Source organism: Rathayibacter sp. VKM Ac-2928 (assembly GCF_022815545.1).
Lineage (GTDB): Bacteria > Actinomycetota > Actinomycetes > Actinomycetales > Microbacteriaceae > Rathayibacter > Rathayibacter festucae.
Window position 1 is genome coordinate 92341 of the sequence record NZ_JALGRU010000004.1, and the last position, 19747, is coordinate 112087.

Genomic DNA, 19747 nt, shown 5'->3' on the forward strand with positions numbered 1-19747 from the left:
CGGCGCGCCCGCGCCCTGCGAGACTGTCCGGATGCACCCCGCCGACGCCTGCCCGTGCGGAAGCCGCCGCCACTACGCCGACTGCTGCCGCCCCGCCCACCTCGGCGAGACGCCCTCGCCGACCGCGGAGCGCCTGATGCGCAGCCGCTACAGCGCGAACGTCCTCGGCAGCGCCGGCTACCTGCTGTCCAGCTGGCACCCGTCCACCCGCCCGAAGCGCGTCGACCTCGACGACGACGTCCGCTGGCGGCGCCTGCAGATCGTCGACACCTCCTTCGGCGGCGAGGACGACGCGGAGGGGCTCGTCGAGTTCCGCGCCTCCTACCGCTCGTCCGAGGGGCCGGGGCTGGTGCACGAGCGCAGCCGCTTCCTCCGCGAGGACGGCCGCTGGTACTACGTCGACGGCGATCTGCTCGGCGACGGATCCTGACCACCCCGGCCGTGCGGAGCGCGAGCGGCCTACCCTGGGGAGATGGCCAAGGACTTCCGCCGGGCGGACCACGCGTCCCGCTACGAGCTGCACCAGGACGGGGCGCTCGTCGGCGTCCTCGACTTCCACGAGAACGACGAGAGCGTCTCGCTCGTGCGCTCCTTCACCTCGCCGCCGCACCGCGGCCAGGGGCTGGCCGGCGAGCTGGTCGCCTTCGCCGTCGACGACATCGAGGCGACGAGCGGCCGCAGCATCGTGCCGATGTGCTGGTACGTCGGACAGTGGTTCGACCAGCACCCCGAGCGGGCGCACCTGCTCACCCGCGGCGCGCAGGCGTAGGCCGAATCTCTACGTCCTGACGATCGGCTCGACCCCGGCGAGGTCGGGCCCGAGCCCGATGTCCACGAGCCGGATCCGCCCGACGTAGGAGCGCGCCGGCTCGAGGAGCAGCCCCGCCTTGATCGCCCCGAAGGTCACGGTCACGTCGGCGGGCAGGACGGTCTCGTCCGGTACCGCGCCGTCGTCGGGCCCGATGCCGCTCGGTAGATCGACGGCGACCACGACGGGCGCGTCCTCGCGTCGTCCGAGCGCCTCGATCACCGTCGCCACCACCTCGCGCGGCCGCCCGCGCAGCGCCGGCTCCGCCGTGCCGATGCCGAGGATGCCGTCCACGATCACGTCCGCGCGGGCGACGGCGGCCGCGAGGGCGGCCGGGTCGTCGGCCGCGACGCGGCCGCAGCCGTCGTCCAGCGCGACGGCGAGTCCGCGCTGGTGCGCCCGGTCCGCGGTCAGCACGAGCGACACGTCGCTGCCGGAGGAGGATATCTCGGCCGCCGCGTACAGGGCGTCCCCGCCGTTGTTCCCCGGCCCGACCAGCACGAGCACGCTGCCCGCGCCGCGCCGGTCCCGGCGCGTGCTGAGCGCGGCCCGCAGCTCCCGCGCGAGCCCGTCCGCTGCCCGCTGCATCAGCGGCTCTCGACGCGCCAGATGCGGCGCCTCGGCGGCCCGCACCTGCGCGGAGGAGTATCCCTCGGCCATCCCTCCACTGTGCGCCCCGCCGGCCCGCACAGCAACCCGCCCCACCCCATTCGCAGCCCGACCGCCCCCTCCGGTCGAGCACCCGAGTCACGCCGGTCGACCAGCCCGAGCCAGGCTGCTCGAGCAGCCCGACCCCTGCTGGTCGAGTAGCCCGCAGGGCGTATCGAGACCCGCCCCGTCGGGAGCCGCCTGCCCTGCATGCTGGTCGAGTAGCCCGCAGGGCGTATCGAGACCCGCCCGCCACGACCCGCCCTCACCCCGCCTGCACCGCCCGGTCCGCCTCCTCGACGATCGCGCGCATCGCCGCCTCCGCCGCCTCGCCGTCGCCCTCGGCCACCGCGGCGGCGACCGACCGGTGCAGCCCCACCGCCTCCGAGTCCGCCTCGCGCGGCATCAGCGCGTGCCGCGTGCGCCCGGCGAGCACCTCCGCGACGAGGTCGCCGAGCTGCGCGAGCATCGGATTCCCCGACGCCGCCAGCAGCGTCCGGTGGAAGACGACGTCGGCGGCGAGGTAGGCCGCCTGATCGGCCGCCCGAGCGTGCCCGGACATCCCGCCCGCCGCCTCGGCGAGCGCGATCCGCTGCCCGGCCGTCGCGTGCTCCGCCGCGAGCCGCGCCGCCAGCGGCTCCACGCCGAGGCGCAGCTGGCTCAGCCGGTGCAGCTGCGTCTGCCGGTCCGGCCCGTCGAGGCTCCAGCCGATCACCCGCGGATCCAGCGCGTTCCAGCACTCCGGCGGCTGCACCCGCGTCCCCGCCCGCCGCCGCGAGACCACCAGCCCGAGCGACTCCAGCACGCGCACCGCCTCGCGCATCACCGAGCGGGAGACCCCGCGGCGCTCCGCCCGCTCGTCCGCGCTGAAGGCGCTCCCGGGCGCCAGTGCGCCCTGCACGATCTGCGACCCGAGCTCGTCGAGCACCGCCTCGTGCAGCGAGCGCGGTCCGTCCATGCCCCCAGTATTCCGGCGCTCGCCTCGCCCGACCAGCTATTCGTCGGACATAATCGAGGTCATGACCGCATCGGCCAGTCCCTCCGCCACTCCCGTCCGCGCCCTCGTCGTGATGGGCGTCTCCGGCAGCGGCAAGTCCACGATCGCCACCCTGCTGGCCGACCGCCTCGGCTGGACCTTCGTCGAGGGCGACGAGCTCCACCCCGCCGCGAACGTCGCGAAGATGGCCGAGGGCGTCCCGCTCGACGACGAGGACCGCGCCCCCTGGCTGGCGACGATCGCGGCCCGCGTGGACGCCCTCGTGAGCGGGGGCGACTCCGTCGTCGTCACCTGCTCCGCCCTGCGGCGGCGCTACCGCGACGTGCTCCGCCGCGACGACCTCGTCTTCGTGCACCTCGCCGGCACCCGCGAGCTGATCGCCGATCGCCTCGGCGCGCGCACCGGCCACTTCATGCCGCCCGCCCTGCTGGATTCGCAGTTCGAGGCCCTGGAGCCGCTCGGCGACGACGAGCGGCACGTCACCGTCGACCTCGCGGCCGCCCCCGAGGACGAGATCGCGCAGATCGTCGAGACCCTCGGCCTGAGCTGACCGCGGCCGCCTAGCCCAGCAGGTCCTCGAGGCTCGCCGCCGGCAGCCCGAACGCCGCGGCGACCGCCGCGTTCACGACCTGCCCGTCGTGCGTGCTGAGCCCCTTCGCGAGCGCCGGATCCGCCGCGAGCGCCGCCTTCCAGCCGCGGTCCGCCAGCGCGACGACGTAGGGGAGCGTCGCGTTCGTCAGCGCCCGCGTCGACGTCTCCGGCACCGCGCCGGGCATGTTGGCGACGCAGTAGTAGACGCTGTCGTGCACCGCGAAGACCGGGTCGTCGTGCGTCGTCGGCCGCGATCCCTCGAAGCAGCCGCCCTGGTCGATCGCGATGTCCACCAGCACCGAGCCCGGCTTCATCGTCGCCACCATCTCGTCCGTCACGAGCTTCGGCGCCCGCGCACCCGGGATCAGGACCGATCCGATCACCAGGTCGGCCTCCGCCATCTGCGCCGCGATCTCGTACGTCGAGGACGCGCGCGTCTGGATCCGCCCGTCGAAGCGCGCCTCGAGCTCGCGCAGCCGGGGGATCGACAGGTCCACCACGGTCACGTCGGCGCCCATGCCGAGCGCGTTCGCCGCCGCGTGCTCGCCGGCCACGCCGCCGCCGATCACGACGACCTTGGCCTTCGGCGTCCCGGGCACTCCGCCGAGGAGGGTGCCTCGCCCGCCGGCCGCCCGCATCAGGTGGTAGCCGCCGACGGTGATCGAGAGCCGCCCGGCGACCTCGCTCATCGGCGAGAGGAGGGGCAGGTGGCGATCGGGCAGCTGCACGGTCTCGTAGGCGATCGCGGTGGTGCCGGCGGCGAGCAGCGCATCGGTGCACGCGCGGGAGGCGGCGAGGTGCAGGTAGGTGAAGAGGATCTGCCCGGAGCGCATCCGTGGGTACTCCGCCTCGATCGGCTCCTTGACCTTGACCACCAGGTCGGCCTCGCCCCAGACCTCGTCCGGCCCCGCGACGATCCGGGCGCCGGCGGCGGCGAAGTCCTCGTCCGAGACCCGCGAGCCGAGCCCGGCGCCCGCCTCGACCAGCACCTCGTGCCCGCGCCGCACCAGCTCGTGCACTCCGGCGGGCGTCGCCGCCACCCGGTTCTCGTTGTTCTTGATCTCGGTGGGGATGCCGATGCGCATGACTGCTCCTTCGCGGTGGACTGCCCCTATCGTGCGAAGATCATGTTTCGAACGGGAGAACATCCGCAGGATCGTCGAGAATCGGAGTGTTCACCGCAGGATCCGCGATCAGAGGGAGCCGTGCCGCCATGAGACCGCAGGATCTGCACGACCTCGGCGACCTCGATCCGATCGACCGGACCCTCGTCCGCCTGCTCCGCGCCGATGCCCGCACCCCGAACAGCCGCCTCGCCGAGCAGGCGGGCATCGCGCCCTCCACCTGCGTCTCGCGGGTGCGCTCCCTCGTCGAGCGCGGCATCATCACCGGCTTCACCGCCGAGCTCGACCCCGCGGCCCTCGGGCTGACCCTGCAGGCACTGATCAGCGTCAACATCCGCGCCGGTCAGCGGCAGGCGATCACCCGGTTCGCCGAGGAGATCCGCGCGCTGCCCGAGGTCGTGCAGCTGTTCTTCCTCGGCGGCTCGGAGGACTTCCTCCTCCACGTCGCCGTGCGCGACTCGAACGACATCCGCGACTTCGTGGTGTCGAACCTCTCGGCGCACCCGGCGGTCGCCTCGACCCGGACGAGCCTGGTCTTCGACCACCACCGGAAGGGACCGGCGCTGCCGGAGTGACGCGGTGCGCTCAGCGCGCTCCGGGACTCAGTGCGCTCCGGGACTCAGTGCGCGCCGGGGCTCAGGTCGCCGCCGCCGCGCTGCGTCAGCCCGGGGATCCGCCGCGCGAGCCCGGCGATGTGCTCCTCCGCGATCTCGATGCGGGTGTCGCGCAGGCGCTGGCGCAGCAGGGCCTCGACGTCCTCCTCGGGCCGGAGCTCGGCGTCGCCGGCGACCTGCAGCAGGATGCCGCGGAGCTTCTCGTCCAGGGCTGCGTCGTCACTGCCGTGCTGAATCGGGTGGTCCTGCGATGCGTTCGTCATGCCCCCATGCTGCCACCGTCCGCGCGGCCCGCACGGCAGGATGGCCGCATGCCGTTCTCCCGCGCCGAGCTCGCCTCGTACCGCGACCGCACCGTCGAGGACCTGCTCGACGGCGACGTCCGCCTCCTCTTCGTCGGCATCAACCCCGGGCTCTGGACGGCCGCGACCGGCGCGCACTTCGCGCACCCGGGCAACCGCTTCTACCCGGCCCTCGCCGCCGCCGGCATCCTCGACCGCGTGCTCCGCGTCTCCGACGGGATGACCGTCGAGGATCGCCGCGCCCTCGCCGACCGCGGCGTCGGCATCACCAACCTCGCACCCCGCGCCACCGCCCGCGCCGACGAGCTCACGCCGGAGGAGCTGCGCGCCGGCGCCGAGCGCCTGATCCGCACCGTCGAGCGCGTCCGCCCCGCCGCCGTCGCGATGGTCGGCATCACCGCCTACCGCGCCGCCTTCGGGCGGACCAAGGCGCGCCAGGGGCGGCAGGACGAGCCGATCGCCGGCGCCCCGCTCTGGGTGCTGCCCAACCCCAGCGGCCTGAACGCGCACGACACCGTCTCATCGCTGGGGCTGGCCTACCGCGAGCCGGCCGTCGCCGCCGGAATAGTCCCCGACCCTCGGAGGTTGCAAAGTCCATGAGTACGCATGAAATTAAGTTCGGTGTCGACACCTTCGGCGACGTCACGGCCGCGGCCGACGGCACGCTCCTCTCGCACGGCCAGGTCCTGCGCGACGTGGTGGAGGAGGGCGTCCTCGCCGACGAGGTCGGCCTCGACTTCTTCGGCGTCGGCGAGCACCACCGCGCCGACTTCGCCGTCAGCGCCCCGGACGTCGTGCTCGCCGCGATCGCCGCGAGGACCGAGCGCATCCACCTCGGCTCCGCGGTCACCGTCCTCTCCTCCGACGACCCCGTGCGCGTCTACCAGCGCTTCGCCACCCTCGACGGGCTCTCGAACGGCCGCGCCGAGGTCATCCTCGGCCGCGGGTCCTTCACCGAGTCCTTCCCGCTCTTCGGCCTCGACCTCTCCCAGTACGAGGTCCTCTTCGAGGAGAAGCTGGAGCTGTTCCACGAGCTCGTGCAGGGCGGCCCGGTCACCTGGCAGGGCACGGTCCGCCCGGCCCTGACCGAGCAGAGCGTCTACCCGACGATGGAGGGCGACCGCCGCCTGCGCACCTGGATCGGCGTCGGCGGCAGCCCCGAGTCGGTCGTCCGCGCCGCGCGCTTCGGCTTCCCGCTGGTCCTCGCGATCATCGGCGGCGCCCCCGCCCGCTTCCGCCCCTACGTCGACCTCTTCGGCCGCGCCCTCGACCAGCTCGAGCAGCCGCGCCTGCCCGTCGCCGTGCACTCGCCCGGCTTCATCGCCGACACCGACGAGGAGGCGCACGAGCTGTACTTCGGCCACTACAAGGGCATGCTCGACTCGATCGGCCGCGAGCGCGGCTGGGCCCCGCTCACCCGCGAGCGCTTCGCCGAGGAGGCGGGCCCCGAGGGCGCGCTGCACCTCGGCTCTCCCGAGACGGTCGCCCGGAAGATCGCGAACACCGTCGGCGCCCTGGGGATCGACCGCTTCGACCTCAAGTACAGCGCCGGCACCCTGCCGCACGCCGCGATCATGCGGAACATCGAGCTCTACGGCACCCGGGTGATCCCGCGCGTCCGCGAGCTGCTCGCCGACCGCTGACCCGAGTCCGGACGCCGACCCGCACCCGGGCGCCGTGGAGCGTGCGCCCTGCGCGCTCCCACCGGGCGCCCGGGCGGCGTCGATATGCTCGGAGACCGGGCGTTCATCCGCCGCCCCCGACCCTCCGGAAGCACATGCCAGACAGCCACGCCGCCCGCACCCCCTACGAGGTGCTGGGCGTCCCCGCGAGCGCGTCGGAGGACGAGCTCAAGCGCGCCTACCGCCGCCTGCTGCGCGAGACCCACCCGGACACCGGGGGAGACGCCGCCTCGTTCCACGCCGTGCAGGTCGCCTGGGAGCGGATCGGCAGCGCCGGCGCCCGCGTCGACTACGACCGCGGAGCGCCCGCCCCCGGAGCCTCCTCGCACGCGCCGTACACCGGCTCGCCCCGCCAGCAGACGGCGTCCTCTGTGCGCGCCCGTTCCTACGGCCACCCGGGTGGCGCCGCTCGCGAGTACTACCTCCGCCTCGTCCGCGAGTGGGTCGGCCGCGGCGTCGAGATCGACGACCCCTTCGATCCTGCGCTGGTGCGCTCCGCCCCCCGCGAGGTCCGCTCCTGGCTGGCCAAGGCCCACGCGGAGGAGGCGACGGCCTCCCTGGTCGGCGCCCTCGGCATCGCCTTCACGATCTGGAACGACGTCGCGGTCGGCGACGGCGGAGTCAAGATCGACCATCTGGTGCTCGGCCCGTCCGGCCTCCTCGCCCTGACCTCGGCCGACTGGGGCGAGCCCGTCCGCCTGCGCAAGGGCGAGGTCGAGGGTGCCGGCCTGGCCGAGGACGAGAAGCCGCTCGCCTCGCTCTCGAAGGCCGCCCGCCGCCTCGGCCGCGAGCTCGGCGTGCGCTTCTCCGCGAGCGTGATCGTCGTCCCCGACGACGCCCTCGAGCAGCCCTACGAGCAGGTCGAGCGGGGTCGCCACGCGGGAGACGTGCTCCTCCGCCGCTCCCTCCTCCCGCAGCTGCTGCGCTCCGGCACCGACGACCCGCGCCTCGGCGGCTACGGCGAGTCCTTCGAGGTCCGCACCCGCGTCCAGAACCGCGTCCGCTTCGTCTGACGCACGGCGCCGCTAGCCCGCCCCCGCCCGGCGGGCAAGGGGCTGTCGGCGCCACCCGTCCCCGCCCGACGATGGAGCCGAACGATGGACGCCTGCCCTCCGGCACGGCGACGACGACGAGCGGAACGAGGCGGACGATGGTGCGATTCGGCTACACCCTGATGACCGAGCAGAGCGGCCCGAAGCAGCTGGTGAGCTACGCGGTCGATGCCGAGAGGCACGGCTTCGAGTTCGCGGTCTCGAGCGATCACTACTCGCCCTGGCTGACCGAGCAGGGGCACGCCTCCTACGCCTGGACGATGCTCGGTGCGGTCGCGCAGGCGACCTCGACCATCGAGCTCGCCACCTACGTCACGGCGCCGACCATCCGCTACCACCCCGCCGTGATCGCGCAGAAGGCGGCGACCCTCGCGATCCTCTCCGACGACCGCTTCCTCCTCGGCCTCGGCTCGGGCGAGAACCTGAACGAGCACGTGGTCGGCGAGGGCTGGCCCGCCGTCTCCGCGCGCCAGGACATGCTCGAGGAGGCGGTGCACATCATCCGCGCCCTGCACACCGGTGAGCTGGTCACCTGGGAGGGCGACTACTTCCGCGTCGACTCCGCCCGGATCTGGGACCTCCCGGACAAGCCCGTGCCGATCGGCCTCGCCGTCTCGGGCGAGAAGTCGATCGAGCGCTTCGCCCCGCTCGGCGACCACCTGATCACCACCGAGCCCGAGGCCGAGCTGATCTCGCAGTGGACCGCCGTCCGCGGTGCCGACGCCGCTCCGTCGCGCTCGATCGGGCAGATCCCGATCTGCTGGGCGCCGGACAAGGAGCAGGGGATCGCCCTGGCGCACGAGCAGTTCCGCTGGTTCGCGGGCGGCTGGTCCGTCAACGCCGACCTGCCCACCCCGGCCGGCTTCGCGGGTGCCAGCCAGTTCGTGCGCCCGGAGGACGTCGCCGAGTCGATCGCCTGCGGCCCCGACCTCGACGAGCTCGCCCAGAGCGTCGTCCCCTTCATCGAGGCCGGCTTCACCGACGTCGCCTTCGTCCAGGTCGGCGACGCCCTGCAGCAGCGCTTCCTCGACGAGGTCGCCGAGGAGCTCCTCGAGCGGGCACGCGCGCTCGCTCCTTGAGGCGCGGAGCCGGCCGTCAGAAGCCGCGGAGCCGCTCGATCTCGCGCCGATCGCGCTTGGTCGGGCGGCCGGCGCCCCGGTCGCGCTCGATGATCGCGGGGGCCGCCTCGCGCGGCGGCGGCGGGGGAGTGCGGTCCTCGAAGCACTCGGCCGCGACGGGCGCGCCGACCCGCTTCACGATCAGGCCGCGGACCACGAGCTCGCGGTCGAAGCCGCCGATGCGGGCGCGGACCTCGTCGCCGACCTTCACGGTCTGCGCGGCCTTGGCCCGCTCGCCGTTCACCCGGACGTGACCGGCCCGGGCGGCCGTCGTGGCGGCCGAGCGCGTCTTGTACACGCGGACCGCCCACAGCCAGGCGTCCACGCGGACGGAGCCGGTCACCGGGATCTGCATCCGTCCAGTCTACGAAGCCATGATGGGGGTGGTCCCATCGACGAGGGATCCGCGGCCCCACCGGCCGCCGACCGAGGAGGTTCACCATGAGCACGTACCACAGCTACGGCGAGGACACCGGCGAGGGCGTCCCCACCCGCGGAGCGCCCGAGCACAGCGGCTCGCCGTCCGAGCTGCGCGACAGCCCCTTCCCGCACGCCGGACTCGAGTTCACCCTGGTCCCGTCGGGCCACGAGGAGTGGCAGGTCCGCCACCCCGAGGGCCGCGCGGTCGGCGTCCTCGCGATCATCTCGCACAGCGGGGAGGAGGGCGAGGCGGTCTTCGTCACCCGCCGTGTCGGCTCCGACGAGGCCGTCGCCGAGGGCACCGACTGGCGCGGCATCGTCACCGCCGTGATCAACGACGAGGCGGCCGACGAGCGCGTCCAGGGCAGCCCCGACCCCGCCCTGGACTACACCCGCGGCGGTCTCATGCACCACGGCACCGCCGACATCGAGGACCAGGTCTGAGCGGTCGCGCCTGAGCGGGCCGGTCCGAGCGACCGCCCCTAGCGCGCGAGGAGCGCCGCGTTGATCCGGGCCGTGAGCTCGTGGTCGACGCGGCGCTCCTGCACGTCCACCGCGCGGATCGGCGCGGCGTTCCGCGCGCTGGAGACCAGCCAGGCGGCCTCGGCCGCCGCGAGGTCCTCGGCCCGCAGCGGGCGCTCCGCCGTGCCGAGCCCGAGCCCGCCTGCGAGCGCGAAGAGGTCCGCCTGCGTCGTCCCCGGCAGCAGCCCCAGGCTCGGCGGCGGAGTGACCAGCTCGCCGCCCGCGAGCAGCACCAGGTTCGAGGTGGGCCCCTCCAGAAGGAAGCCGTCGCTGGAGACGAACAGCGCGTCGTCCGCCCCGCGCCGCAGCGCCTCTCGCGAGGCCGCCCGGTTGACCGCGTAGGAGAGCGTCTTCGCGCCGGCGAGCAGCCACGGCGACGTGTGCTGCACGTCGGAGCGCAGTCCGCGGTCGAGCAGCACCACCCGCACGCCGTCCCGGCGGGCCGGCCCGAAGTCCGGGCTCGTCTGCACGAAGACGATGCCGGTCGGCCGTCCGTCGCCCTCGACCCCGCGGCTCAGGATCGTCTTCACCATCGCCTCGGGCACCCGCGGGTGGGCGGCGACCGCCTCGTCGATCGCCGTCCGCCAGGCGGCGCGGTCCGGGCGGGGCAGGTCCAGCATCCGCGCCGAGGTCTCCAACCGGTCGAGGTGCGCGTCGAGCGCCTGCAGCCGTCCGTCGACGAGGTTGATCGTCTCGAAGACCCCGTCGCCGCGGGTGAAGCCGAGGTCGGTGACGTCCAGCCCGCCCCGACCGGTCGCATCGAGCACGGATGCGGAGCCTGCGTCGTGCGCCGGAGTGTCGAGCGAGGGGCGGCCGAGGACGACGAGGGTGTCAGCGGGCATGGGCGGTGCGGTCCTTCCGGGGGCGGAGCGGGAGACGGGCGAGCACGACGACCAGCAGCGCCCCGAGGAGCGCGCCGGTGCCGTTCGAGACGAGGTCGCGCACGTCCGCGACGCGCGAGGGCAGTGCGAGCAGCTGGATCGTCTCGATCAGGATCGAGACGCCGAGGCCGATCGGCGCGGCGAGCAGCCGGCGCCGCCGCGGCAGCTGCAGCGCGACCAGCGCGCCGAGCGGCACGAACATCAGCACGTTGGCGACGAACTCGGCGACATCGAAGGTGAACCAGGCGGTCAGCGGCGTGGAGGCGAGGAACGCGATGATCCCGCGGACGAGCGCCGAGGGCTGTCCGGCCGGGTACGGCGCCGGCGTGAGGGTGATCAGCGCGATCACGCCGAGCCAGGCGAGCGTCGCGGGCAGGAGGATCCTCGAGCGGCGCATCCGTCGATTCTGCCAGGTGCTCGATTCGAGCCGGTGAGCGACTCGGTGCTGTGCGGCGGGCGGTCCGGGACGGTCGGCGCGATGTGGAAGGCTGGAGCGCATGACGAGCGACGGCCCGGCCGACGGCGGAGCGCTTCCGCGCCACCCCTTCGACGCCGCGCTCGGCGACGGCTGGGTCGAGATCGGCGACGGGCGCCGCTTCTGGGGTCGCTTCGGCGCCGCCGGGCTGCTGCTGCGCGACCCGGACGGCCGCGTCCTGCTCCAGCACCGCGCCACCTGGAGCCACTTCGGCGACACCTGGGGACTCCCGGGCGGCGCCCGCCACCCCGAGGAGACCGCCTTCGAGGGCGCCCTGCGCGAATCGGTCGAGGAGGCCGGAGTGCCCGACGGGATCGTCGTGCCCGTCCTCTCCCGCGTCGTCACCATCGGCCCCTGGAGCTACACCACCGTCGTCGCCCGGGCCCTCGAGCACTTCACCCCGCGGATCGCCGACGCCGAGAGCCAGGAGCTGCGCTGGGTCCCGCCGGCCGAGGTCGACGCGCTCCCGCTGCACCCGGGGTTCGAGGCCTCCTGGCGCGAGCTGCGCGCCCTCGACACCGAGCCGTGCGTCCTCGTCGTCGACGCGGCCAACGTCGTCGGCTCGCGTCCGGACGGCTGGTGGCGCGACCGCGCCGGCGCGGCGGAGCGCCTCGTCGCGGCGCTCGGGCGCCTCGCGGCACTCGGTGTCCCCGGCTCGCTGTTCGCCGTCGAGGCCGACACGGTCTGGCCGCGGATCGCGGTCGTCCTCGAGGGCGACGCCCGGGCGGCACGCACCGCCGACGCGGTCGACGCGGCTCCGCGCGGACGGCTGAGCGTCGAGAGCGCCGCCGGCTCCGGAGACGACGCGATCGTCGAGCGCGTCGCGGCGATCGGGCCGACCGCCCGCGTGGTGACCGCCGACCGCGGCCTCGTCGCCCGGATCGAGGAGCTCGGCGCCACGGCTCTGGGCCCGCGCACCCTGCTCGACCTGCTGGACTCCGCGGCGCCGACCACCCCGCCCGCCGCCCGGGAATAGCGCGCGGATCGGGTCGGTTGCATCCCTCATGGCCACGACAGCGATGACTCTCGACACCCACGACCAGACCGTCTCCGACGGCATCGTCCTCATCGACTTCTGGGCGGAGTGGTGCGGCCCGTGCCGCCAGTTCGCCCCCGTCTTCGAGGCGACCAGCGAGAAGAACCCGGACGTCACCTTCGCGAAGGTGGACACCGAGGACCAGCAGCAGCTCGCCGGCAGCTACGGCATCTCGTCGATCCCCACCCTCGTCGTCTACCGCGACGGCATCCCGCTGATGGCGCAGCCCGGCGCCCTGCCCGCCCCGGCCCTCGACTCCCTGCTCGAGCAGGTCCGCGGCCTCGACATGGTCGCGGTCCGCAAGCAGTACGAGGAGGCGAAGGCCGCGCAGGAGTCCGGCGCCCCGCAGACGTTCGACCACGGCGCGCAGATCTGATCCGCACCGCTCCACCCGCACGACGACGGAACCCCCGGCAGCCGCTCAGGCCGCCGGGGGTTCCGTCGTTCGCGCGGGAGTCCCGCGGCGAGCTGGATCAGCCCGTGTTCTGGAGGCCGGCGGCCACGCCGTTCACGGCCAGCAGCAGGAGCCGCTGGTTCTGCTCGGTGCCCGAGCCGCCCGGATCCGTGCGCAGCGCCCGGAGCGCGCGCAGCTGCAGCAGCGACAGCGCGTTGACGTAGGGCGTGCGCAGCCGCACAGCCCGCCCGAGCACGCGGTGCCCGGTGAGCAGGCTCTCCTCGCCGGTGATCGAGAGCACCCAGCGGCGGGTGAGCTCCATCTCGTCGAGCACCAGACCGGCGAGGTCGTCGCGGGAGTCGAGCGCCAGGTAGCGTCGGGCGATGCCCTCGTCGGTCTTCGCCAGCGACATCTCCACGTTGTCGATCATCGTGGTGAACAGCGGCCAGGTCTCGTAGGCGGTGCGCAGCTCGTCCAGGTCGCCGACCGCCTCGAGGGCGCTGCCGAGTCCGAACCAGCCGGTCAGGTTGACGCGGGCCTGGGTCCAGGCGAAGACCCACGGGATCGCCCGCAGGTCCTCGAGCGACTCGACCGAGAGGCCGCGGCGGGCCGGCCGCGAGCCGAGCGCGAGCAGGCCGACCTCCTCCTGCGGGGTGACCCGGGCGAACCAGGGCGCGAAGCCGTCGGCCTTGACCAGCTCGAAGAAGCGGCGGCGCGACTCGCGGTCCATCGTCGCGGCGACGTCGCGGAAGCGGTCCGCGGCGCCGGCGTTGCGCTCGCCGATCGAGGGCGAGGAGGCGAGAAGCGTCGCACCGGCGACCTGCTCGATGTGCCGGGTGGCGATGTCCGGGTTGCCGTAGCGGGCGAAGATGACCTCGCCCTGCTCCGTCAGCTTGAAGCGGCCGTCGACCGAGCCGGGCGGCTGCGCGAGCACCGCGCGGTTCGCCGGTCCGCCGCCGCGGCCGAGGGCGCCGCCGCGGCCGTGGAAGAGCGTGAGCACGATGCCCTCGTCCTCGGCCCACTTCGCGATGCGCGCCTGCGCGTCGTAGAGCGCGAGCGTCGCCGAGACGGGGCCGACGTCCTTCGAGGAGTCGGAGTAGCCGAGCATGACCTCGAGCCGGTTCCCGGTCGCGGCGAGGCGCGCGCGCACCTGGGGCAGTTGGATCATCTCGGCCAGGATGTCCGTCGACGCGTCGAGGTCGGCGAACGTCTCGAAGAGCGGGACCGCGTCGATGATCGGCGGGTTCCCGTCGGTCGCCGCCTCGGCCAGGTCGAAGACCGTCTTGAGGTCCTCGGCCGACTGGGTGAACGACACGACGTAGCGGCGGGCCGCGTCGGTGCCGAAGCGCTCCTGGATCGTCGCGATGGCGCGGTAGACCGAGAGCACCTCGATGCTGCGCTCGTCGAGCTCACCGCCGGCGCGGACCGCCGCGAGGGTCTCGCGGTGCACCTTCGAGTGCTGCCGCACCTCGATCTCGGCGAGGTGGAAGCCGAAGGTCTCCACCTGCCAGAGCAGGTCCTGCAGGTCGCCGTAGGCCGAGCGGACGTCGCCCGCCTCGATCAGCGAGTCCTGCAGGGTCCGCAGGTCGGCGAGCAGCTCGGCGGCGGAGCCGTAGGCGAGCGCGCCGCCGGAGCGGGTCGCCGCGAGCCGGTCCGCTGTGAAGAGCAGGACGCGGCGGTGGGTCTCGCTCGGCGAGCGCTCGGCGATGACCGCGGCGAGCTCGGGCGCCTTCTCGACCCCCGCGGCCCAGAGCGCCTCGACGGCCGCCGACGGGGGAGTGGTGCCGGCGTCCAGCGTGAGGGAGCGGCCGACCCGGCGGGCGACGCGCTCGAGCCCGATCAGGACGTGCTCGGCAGCGATGTCGACGGCCTCGAGGGTCGTCTCCGCGGTGACGAACGGGTTGCCGTCGCGGTCGCCGCCGATCCAGGTGCCCAGGCGCACGAACGCGGGGGCGATCGGCTTGCGGGTGCCGGAGGCGTCACCGAGCAGCGCGTCGTCGAGCCGGCGGTAGACCCGCGGCAGGACGGAGAACAGCGACTCGTCGAACACGCTCATCGCGGTCCGGACCTCGTCGAGCGGGCTGGGCTTCGACTCGCGCAGCGGCGCCGTGCGCCAGAGCGTGTCGACTTCGGCGAGCAGGCGCCGGCGGTTCTCGACCAGCACGACGCCGCCCGTGCGCGGGTCGTCCCGCTGCTCGAGCAGGGCGCTGATCCGGCGGATGGTGGAGGAGACCGCGCGGCGGCGCGCCTCCGTCGGGTGCGCGGTGAGGACGGGGCGGAACTCCAGGCGCGAGAGGCGCTCGAACGCCTCCTCCTCGCCCAGCTCGTCGGTGAGGGTCGCCATCGACGCGATGATCGAGTCCTCGGGCCGCTGGGCGCCGGCGTCGGCGTCGCGGCGGCGCAGGACCCGCACGCGGTGGAACTCCTCCGCCACGTTCACGAGGTGGAAGTAGCAGGTGAACGCCCGCGCCACCTCCTCGGCGCGCTCGGCGTTCAGCGACGCGACGAACTCCTCCGCCGCGGCCAGCTCGTCCGGGTGCCCGCTGTCGTAGGCGCCGATCGTCAGGGCGCGGAGCCGCTCGACGTCGGTGTAGAGGCTGTCGTCGCCCGATTCCCGCAGGACCTGGCCGAGGAGCTCGCCGAGCAGATGGACGTCGCCGCGGATGCGGTCGTCCATCGGCGGCGCGACGGTCCCGTCGGCGGAGGAGGCGGAGGAGGCGGGTGCTGCGGTCGCGGCTGGCGCGTCGGAGATCGGAGGCACGGCACGACCTTAGCGGCGGCGCGTGTCCGGCGGATGACGCCACTGTCACGCGGCGGAATGGAATGATCGAGGGGTGACCGTGACCCCTGCACCTCCCGCCCCCGCCGTCCAGACCGAGCAGGCCGCCCCTCACGTCGTCGTCCTCTTCGGGGCCGTGGGCGACCTGTCCCGCCGCAAGCTCATCCCGGGCATGGCGCACCTGGCGCTGTCCTCGCTCGCACCCGATCTGCAGATCGTCGGCACCTCGCTCGAGGAGCACGACGACGAGTCCTTCCGCGCCTTCGCCAAGCTCGCCTACGACGAGTTCGGCAGCCGCTCGCTGACCCCCGCCCAGTGGGACGAGTTCGCCTCCAAGCTCCGCTACGTCCCGCAGTCCGCCGGCCCCGCCGCGCTGGCGAAGGCGGTCACCGACGCCGAGAAGGTGCTCGGCCCGGACGTCAGCCGCCTGCACTACCTCAGCGTCCCGCCGCGCGCCGCCCTCTCGGTCGTCCGCATGCTCGCGGAGGCCGGCCTCGTCGAGCGCTCGCGGATCATCATGGAGAAGCCTTTCGGCGTCGACCTCGAGAGCGCCGTCGTCCTCAACGCCGAGCTGCACGAGACGTTCGACGAGGAGCAGATCTTCCGGATCGACCACTTCCTCGGCAAGGAGCCGGCGCAGAACATCCTCGCCTTCCGCTTCGCCAACGGTCTCTTCGAGCCGATCTGGAACCGCAACTTCATCGACCACGTCCAGATCGACATCCCCGAGAAGCTCACCCTCGACCGCCGCGCCGAGTTCTACGAGTCGACCGGCGCCTACAAGGACATGGTCGTCACCCACCTCTTCCAGGTCCTCGCCTTCATGGCGATGGAGCCGCCGACCGCCCTCGAGCCGAAGGCGATCAGCGAGGAGAAGAACAAGGTCTTCCGCTCGATGCGGCTGCTGAACCCCGAGAACGTCGTCCGCGGCCAGTACATCGGCTACCGCGAGGAGCCGGGCGTCGCGCCCGACTCCGAGACCGACACCTTCGTCGCGCTCAAGTGCGAGATCGACAACTGGCGCTGGGCCGGGGTGCCGTTCTACCTGCGCACCGGCAAGCGGATGGCGGAGGGGCAGCGGATCATCTCCATCGCCTTCCGCGAGCCGCCGAAGAGCATGTTCCCGCAGGGCTCCGGCGTCGGCGCGCACGGCCCCGACCACCTCACCTTCGACCTGGCCGACGCCTCCAAGGTGTCGCTGTCCTTCTACGGCAAGCGCCCCGGCCCGGGCATGCGGCTCGACAAGCTGAGCATGCAGTTCGCGCTGCAGGAGACCGACCGCGCCGGCGACGCCCTCGAGGCCTACGAGCGGCTGATCCTCGACGCGATGCGCGGCGACCACACGCTCTTCACCACCGCCGAGGGCATCGAGCGCCTCTGGGAGGTGTCGGCGCCGCTCCTGCAGGACCCGCCGCCCGTGCGCCTCTACGCACCGGGCTCCTGGGGCCCGAACGCGATCCACCAGCTGATCGCCCCGCACGCCTGGCGGCTCCCCTTCGAGCGGGTCTGGCGCGACAAGCGCTGACGAGGGCTCCCGGCATGGCGCGCGCGGCGGAGGACCGCATCTGGACGGTCCCGAACATCCTCAGCATGGTGCGGCTCGCACTGGTGCCGGTGTTCCTCGTGCTCATCATCGAGGGCGAGGACGCGCTCGCCCTGCTGACGCTCGTCCTCTCCAGCCTCACCGACTACCTCGACGGCTGGATCGCGCGCCGCTTCGACCAGATCACGCGCCTCGGCGCCGTCCTCGATCCGGCCGCCGACCGCCTCTACATCTTCGCGACGGTGATCGGGCTCGCCGTCCGCGAGCTGGTGCCCTGGTGGCTGGTGGCCGTGCTGGTCGCGCGCGATCTGGTGCTCGTCGTGCTCGCGGTCGTCCTCGCGAACCACGGCTACGGACCGCTGCCGGTGCACCACCTGGGCAAGTTCGCCACGTTCTGCCTCTTCTACGCGCTGCCGCTGATCATGCTCGGGCAGGCCTTCCCGGCGCTGGCCCCGGCGTCCCTCCCCGTCGCGTGGGCCTTCGCGCTCTGGGGCGCGTTCCTCTACTGGTGGGCGGGGATCGTCTACGCGGTGCAGACCCGAGGCCTCGTCCTGGGGGTCGACGGACCGTCAGGGGCGACCGGCGGGCCCTCCGATTCCGATACGCTGAGGGGATAGCGAGGAGGTACGTCTTGGTCGAGTCCGTGCGCGGAGCGTCATCCGCAGATCCGTCCGTTCCCGTCGAGCCGTCGACGGAGACGACCCTCACGTTCACCGACGACATCGGCGCCCAGCTGGCGGCGCTCGACAACCGGGCATCCCGCGAGGAGGCCGAGGCCGTCGGCGCTCTGCCCTCCGGCTCCGCCCTGCTCGTCGTCCGTCGGGGTCCCAACACCGGGGCCCGCTTCCTGCTCGACATCGACTCGACGACCGTCGGCCGGCACCCGGACGCGGGCATCTTCCTCGACGACGTCACGGTCTCGCGCCGGCACGCCGAGTTCGTGCGCCGCGGCACCTCGTTCGAGGTCCGCGACCTGGGCTCGCTGAACGGCACCTACTTCGACGGTGTGCGGATCGAGTCCGCGATCCTCACCGACGGCTCCGAGGTGCAGGTCGGCAAGTTCCGCCTCACCTTCTACGCGTCCCGCGCCGACCTCGTCGCCGCTCCGGACGCGTAGCCGTGGGTCGTTCGGCCGCTCGCGCACTCCCGTCCGGCCCGGCCGCTCTCCTGAGCATCGGCCAGGTCCTCTCGCACCTCACCACCGAGTTCCCCGACGTCACGCCGTCGAAGCTGCGGTTCCTCGAGGAGCAGGGGCTCGTCTCGCCCGCTCGCACCGACTCGGGCTACCGCAAGTTCTCCACCGGTGACGTCGAGCGCCTGCGGATGATCCTCGCGCTCCAGCGCGACCACTACCTGCCGCTCAAGGTGATCCGCGGCTACCTCGACGACGTCGACGCCGGACGCGAGCCGTCCCTCCCCGCCGGTGCCGGCGGCGCCGCACCCTCCCTGCTGGCCCCCGCCACCCGGCTCACCCGCGACGGCCTCGCGAGCGAATCCGGGGCGAGCCCGGCGCTGGTACGCGAGGCGATCGCCGCCGGGCTGGTCCGCGGCGGGGACGTCTTCGGCGAGGAGGCGGTCACGACGCTCAAGGCGCTCGTCGACCTCGGCCGCTCGGGCATCGAGCCGCGCCACCTCCGCCCGCTCCGCATCGCCGTGGAGCGCGAGATGTCGCTGATCGAGAGCGTCGTCGCCTCGAGCACCCGCCGCGGCGACGCGTCCGGCACGGCCGGCGCCGCCGAGAACGCGATCGGCCTCGCCGCGCACCTCGGCACCATCCGAGAGGCCATGGTGCGCAGTGCGCTCTCGCGGCTCGCTCGCTCGTGATCTCCGGGTCGGGCCGACGACACGCCCTCCCGGAAGAGCGGATGTCGTTTACTCGGCATCCCCGGGTCGGTAGCTTAGGGAGCGCGTTCGGAGCGACCGGCGTTCGTATCCGGAAGGCACAGGGATGAGAGAAGTCAGCCGCGACGTCAGCGGCCAGCGCGACCTCGTCCTCTTCACCGACGGACTGCCCGACCTCGACGCCGACGCGGGCTACCGCGGCGCCGTCGCAGCGCGGGCCGCGGGCATCACCTACCGCCAGCTCGACTACTGGGCCCGCACCGAGCTCGTCGAGCCCACCGTGCGCGGCGCCTCCGGCTCCGGCACCCAGCGCCTCTACGGCTTCCGCGACATCCTCGTGCTGAAGCTCGTCAAGCGCCTCCTCGACACCGGCATCTCCCTCCAGCAGATCCGCACCGCGGTCAACCAGCTCCGCGAGTCCGGCGTCGACGACCTCGCGCAGACCACGCTGATGAGCGACGGCGCGAGCGTCTACCTCTGCACCTCGAACGACGAGGTCATCGACCTCCTCAGCCGCGGCCAGGGCGTCTTCGGCATCGCCGTCGGCAAGGTCCTCCGCGAGGTCGAGACCAGCCTCGTCGAGCTCGACCACCAGTCCGTCGACCCCTCCGACGAGCTCGCCCGCCGCCGCGCCTCCCGCAAGGTCGGCTGACCCGCCCCTCCTGCCGGTCGATCGCCGCACGCCTGCGACACCTGCTTGCCGAGGAGCCCCGCAGGGCGCGGTCATCATGCTGGGCCGTCCGGGCACGGCGTTCGATCGAGGCTCGCTCCCGCATGTCGGTCGAGTAGCCCCGAAGGGGCGTATCGAGACCCACCGTCCCCAGCACGCCGGCCCTGCAGACCCGCCGTCCGACGCCGGCGTTCCGGCGTGACCCGCTCCCGCACACAGCGACGGCGCCGCAGCCGAGGCTGCGACGCC

The 19747-nt window shown here is 73.6% G+C and carries 24 protein-coding genes; 16 read left to right on the forward strand and 8 right to left on the reverse strand.

Annotation, left to right across the window (positions count from 1 at the left end; genetic code table 11):
• Nucleotides 1-31: 31 nt before the first annotated feature.
• Together MT350_RS14940 and MT350_RS14945 are read left to right on the forward strand one after the other, a co-directional pair.
• Nucleotides 32-430 (forward strand): YchJ family protein, encoded by a 399-nt coding sequence (locus MT350_RS14940; protein ID WP_123446101.1) that lies wholly within the window; start codon nucleotides 32-34, stop codon nucleotides 428-430.
• Between the two features lie 42 nt (nucleotides 431-472).
• Nucleotides 473-769 (forward strand): GNAT family N-acetyltransferase, encoded by a 297-nt coding sequence (locus tag MT350_RS14945; protein ID WP_123706542.1) that lies wholly within the window; start codon nucleotides 473-475, stop codon nucleotides 767-769.
• 9 nt (nucleotides 770-778) lie between these two features.
• Here MT350_RS14945 and MT350_RS14950 read toward each other — a convergent pair whose 3' ends face one another.
• Nucleotides 779-1468 (reverse strand): NAD(P)H-hydrate epimerase, encoded by a 690-nt coding sequence (locus MT350_RS14950; protein ID WP_123735915.1) that lies wholly within the window; start codon nucleotides 1466-1468, stop codon nucleotides 779-781.
• Between the two features lie 253 nt (nucleotides 1469-1721).
• A complete protein-coding gene (locus MT350_RS14955) occupies nucleotides 1722-2414 on the reverse strand; it encodes a FadR/GntR family transcriptional regulator (protein WP_243599869.1) in 693 nt (230 codons plus the stop codon).
• A gap of 61 nt (nucleotides 2415-2475) precedes the next feature.
• Between MT350_RS14955 and MT350_RS14960 the strand changes: the two genes are divergently transcribed.
• Nucleotides 2476-3003 carry a gluconokinase gene (locus MT350_RS14960; RefSeq protein ID WP_243599870.1) on the forward strand — a complete coding sequence of 176 codons (528 nt, stop codon included), beginning with the start codon at nucleotides 2476-2478 and terminating at the stop codon, nucleotides 3001-3003.
• 10 nt (nucleotides 3004-3013) lie between these two features.
• Here MT350_RS14960 and ald read toward each other — a convergent pair whose 3' ends face one another.
• The gene (gene ald, locus MT350_RS14965; protein WP_243599871.1) at nucleotides 3014-4129 is read right to left on the reverse strand and encodes an alanine dehydrogenase; all 1116 of its coding nucleotides are present in this window, start codon (nucleotides 4127-4129) and stop codon (nucleotides 3014-3016) included.
• Nucleotides 4130-4257: 128 nt separating this feature from the next.
• Between ald and MT350_RS14970 the strand changes: the two genes are divergently transcribed.
• Nucleotides 4258-4743 (forward strand): Lrp/AsnC family transcriptional regulator, encoded by a 486-nt coding sequence (locus MT350_RS14970; RefSeq protein WP_123446107.1) that lies wholly within the window; start codon nucleotides 4258-4260, stop codon nucleotides 4741-4743.
• Nucleotides 4744-4787: 44 nt separating this feature from the next.
• Here the strand turns inward: MT350_RS14970 and MT350_RS14975 are convergent, their stop codons facing one another.
• Entirely contained in the window at nucleotides 4788-5045 is a 258-nt protein-coding gene (locus tag MT350_RS14975) for a hypothetical protein (RefSeq protein WP_243599873.1), read from the reverse strand.
• Nucleotides 5046-5093: 48 nt separating this feature from the next.
• Between MT350_RS14975 and MT350_RS14980 the strand changes: the two genes are divergently transcribed.
• The 4 genes from MT350_RS14980 (at nucleotide 5094) to MT350_RS14995 (ending at nucleotide 8897) form a co-directional block, all read left to right on the forward strand.
• Complete coding sequence (locus MT350_RS14980) at nucleotides 5094-5684, forward strand: mismatch-specific DNA-glycosylase (protein ID WP_243599874.1); 591 nt, start codon at nucleotides 5094-5096, stop codon at nucleotides 5682-5684.
• Nucleotides 5681-6727: an LLM class flavin-dependent oxidoreductase gene (locus MT350_RS14985; protein ID WP_243599875.1), complete on the forward strand. Its 1047-nt coding sequence runs from the start codon at nucleotides 5681-5683 to the stop codon at nucleotides 6725-6727. The genes MT350_RS14980 and MT350_RS14985 overlap by 4 nt, the downstream gene beginning before the upstream one ends.
• A 134-nt stretch (nucleotides 6728-6861) precedes the next feature.
• Nucleotides 6862-7779, forward strand: a complete 918-nt coding sequence (locus tag MT350_RS14990; protein ID WP_123735909.1) for a J domain-containing protein — start codon at nucleotides 6862-6864, stop codon at nucleotides 7777-7779.
• A 137-nt stretch (nucleotides 7780-7916) separates the two neighbouring features.
• Nucleotides 7917-8897 carry a TIGR03557 family F420-dependent LLM class oxidoreductase gene (locus MT350_RS14995; RefSeq protein ID WP_243599876.1) on the forward strand — a complete coding sequence of 327 codons (981 nt, stop codon included), beginning with the start codon at nucleotides 7917-7919 and terminating at the stop codon, nucleotides 8895-8897.
• A 16-nt stretch (nucleotides 8898-8913) separates the two neighbouring features.
• Here MT350_RS14995 and MT350_RS15000 read toward each other — a convergent pair whose 3' ends face one another.
• Nucleotides 8914-9291, reverse strand: coding sequence for an RNA-binding S4 domain-containing protein (locus MT350_RS15000; RefSeq protein ID WP_123446113.1), 378 nt, complete (start codon nucleotides 9289-9291; stop codon nucleotides 8914-8916).
• Nucleotides 9292-9377: 86 nt separating this feature from the next.
• On the opposite strand from MT350_RS15000, the gene MT350_RS15005 reads away from it, so the two are divergent.
• Nucleotides 9378-9800: a hypothetical protein gene (locus MT350_RS15005; protein ID WP_243599877.1), complete on the forward strand. Its 423-nt coding sequence runs from the start codon at nucleotides 9378-9380 to the stop codon at nucleotides 9798-9800.
• A gap of 38 nt (nucleotides 9801-9838) precedes the next feature.
• Here MT350_RS15005 and MT350_RS15010 read toward each other — a convergent pair whose 3' ends face one another.
• Nucleotides 9839-10720, reverse strand: a complete 882-nt coding sequence (locus tag MT350_RS15010) for an aminotransferase class IV (RefSeq protein ID WP_243599878.1) — start codon at nucleotides 10718-10720, stop codon at nucleotides 9839-9841.
• The gene (locus tag MT350_RS15015; protein ID WP_243599879.1) at nucleotides 10710-11156 is read right to left on the reverse strand and encodes a VanZ family protein; all 447 of its coding nucleotides are present in this window, start codon (nucleotides 11154-11156) and stop codon (nucleotides 10710-10712) included. The genes MT350_RS15010 and MT350_RS15015 overlap by 11 nt, the downstream gene beginning before the upstream one ends.
• A gap of 100 nt (nucleotides 11157-11256) precedes the next feature.
• On the opposite strand from MT350_RS15015, the gene MT350_RS15020 reads away from it, so the two are divergent.
• Entirely contained in the window at nucleotides 11257-12210 is a 954-nt protein-coding gene (locus tag MT350_RS15020; protein ID WP_243599880.1) for an NUDIX hydrolase, read from the forward strand.
• 28 nt (nucleotides 12211-12238) lie between these two features.
• A complete protein-coding gene (gene trxA, locus MT350_RS15025) occupies nucleotides 12239-12646 on the forward strand; it encodes a thioredoxin (protein ID WP_123735903.1) in 408 nt (135 codons plus the stop codon).
• 97 nt (nucleotides 12647-12743) lie between these two features.
• Here trxA and MT350_RS15030 read toward each other — a convergent pair whose 3' ends face one another.
• Nucleotides 12744-15341: a phosphoenolpyruvate carboxylase gene (locus tag MT350_RS15030; RefSeq protein ID WP_243600273.1), complete on the reverse strand. Its 2598-nt coding sequence runs from the start codon at nucleotides 15339-15341 to the stop codon at nucleotides 12744-12746.
• 163 nt (nucleotides 15342-15504) lie between these two features.
• Between MT350_RS15030 and zwf the strand changes: the two genes are divergently transcribed.
• The 5 genes from zwf to MT350_RS15055 all read left to right on the forward strand — a co-directional run bounded on the left by zwf (nucleotide 15505) and on the right by MT350_RS15055 (nucleotide 19480).
• On the forward strand, nucleotides 15505-16968 hold the full coding sequence (gene zwf, locus MT350_RS15035) for a glucose-6-phosphate dehydrogenase (RefSeq protein WP_123704898.1): 1464 nt from the start codon (nucleotides 15505-15507) through the stop codon (nucleotides 16966-16968).
• Nucleotides 16969-16982: 14 nt separating this feature from the next.
• Entirely contained in the window at nucleotides 16983-17603 is a 621-nt protein-coding gene (locus MT350_RS15040; RefSeq protein ID WP_243599881.1) for a CDP-alcohol phosphatidyltransferase family protein, read from the forward strand.
• A 14-nt stretch (nucleotides 17604-17617) separates the two neighbouring features.
• Nucleotides 17618-18103, forward strand: a complete 486-nt coding sequence (locus tag MT350_RS15045; RefSeq protein WP_279392406.1) for an FHA domain-containing protein — start codon at nucleotides 17618-17620, stop codon at nucleotides 18101-18103.
• A 2-nt stretch (nucleotides 18104-18105) separates the two neighbouring features.
• Nucleotides 18106-18810, forward strand: coding sequence for a MerR family transcriptional regulator (locus MT350_RS15050; RefSeq protein ID WP_243599882.1), 705 nt, complete (start codon nucleotides 18106-18108; stop codon nucleotides 18808-18810).
• A gap of 124 nt (nucleotides 18811-18934) precedes the next feature.
• Complete coding sequence (locus MT350_RS15055) at nucleotides 18935-19480, forward strand: MerR family transcriptional regulator (protein WP_123446121.1); 546 nt, start codon at nucleotides 18935-18937, stop codon at nucleotides 19478-19480.
• Nucleotides 19481-19747: the final 267 nt, after the last annotated feature.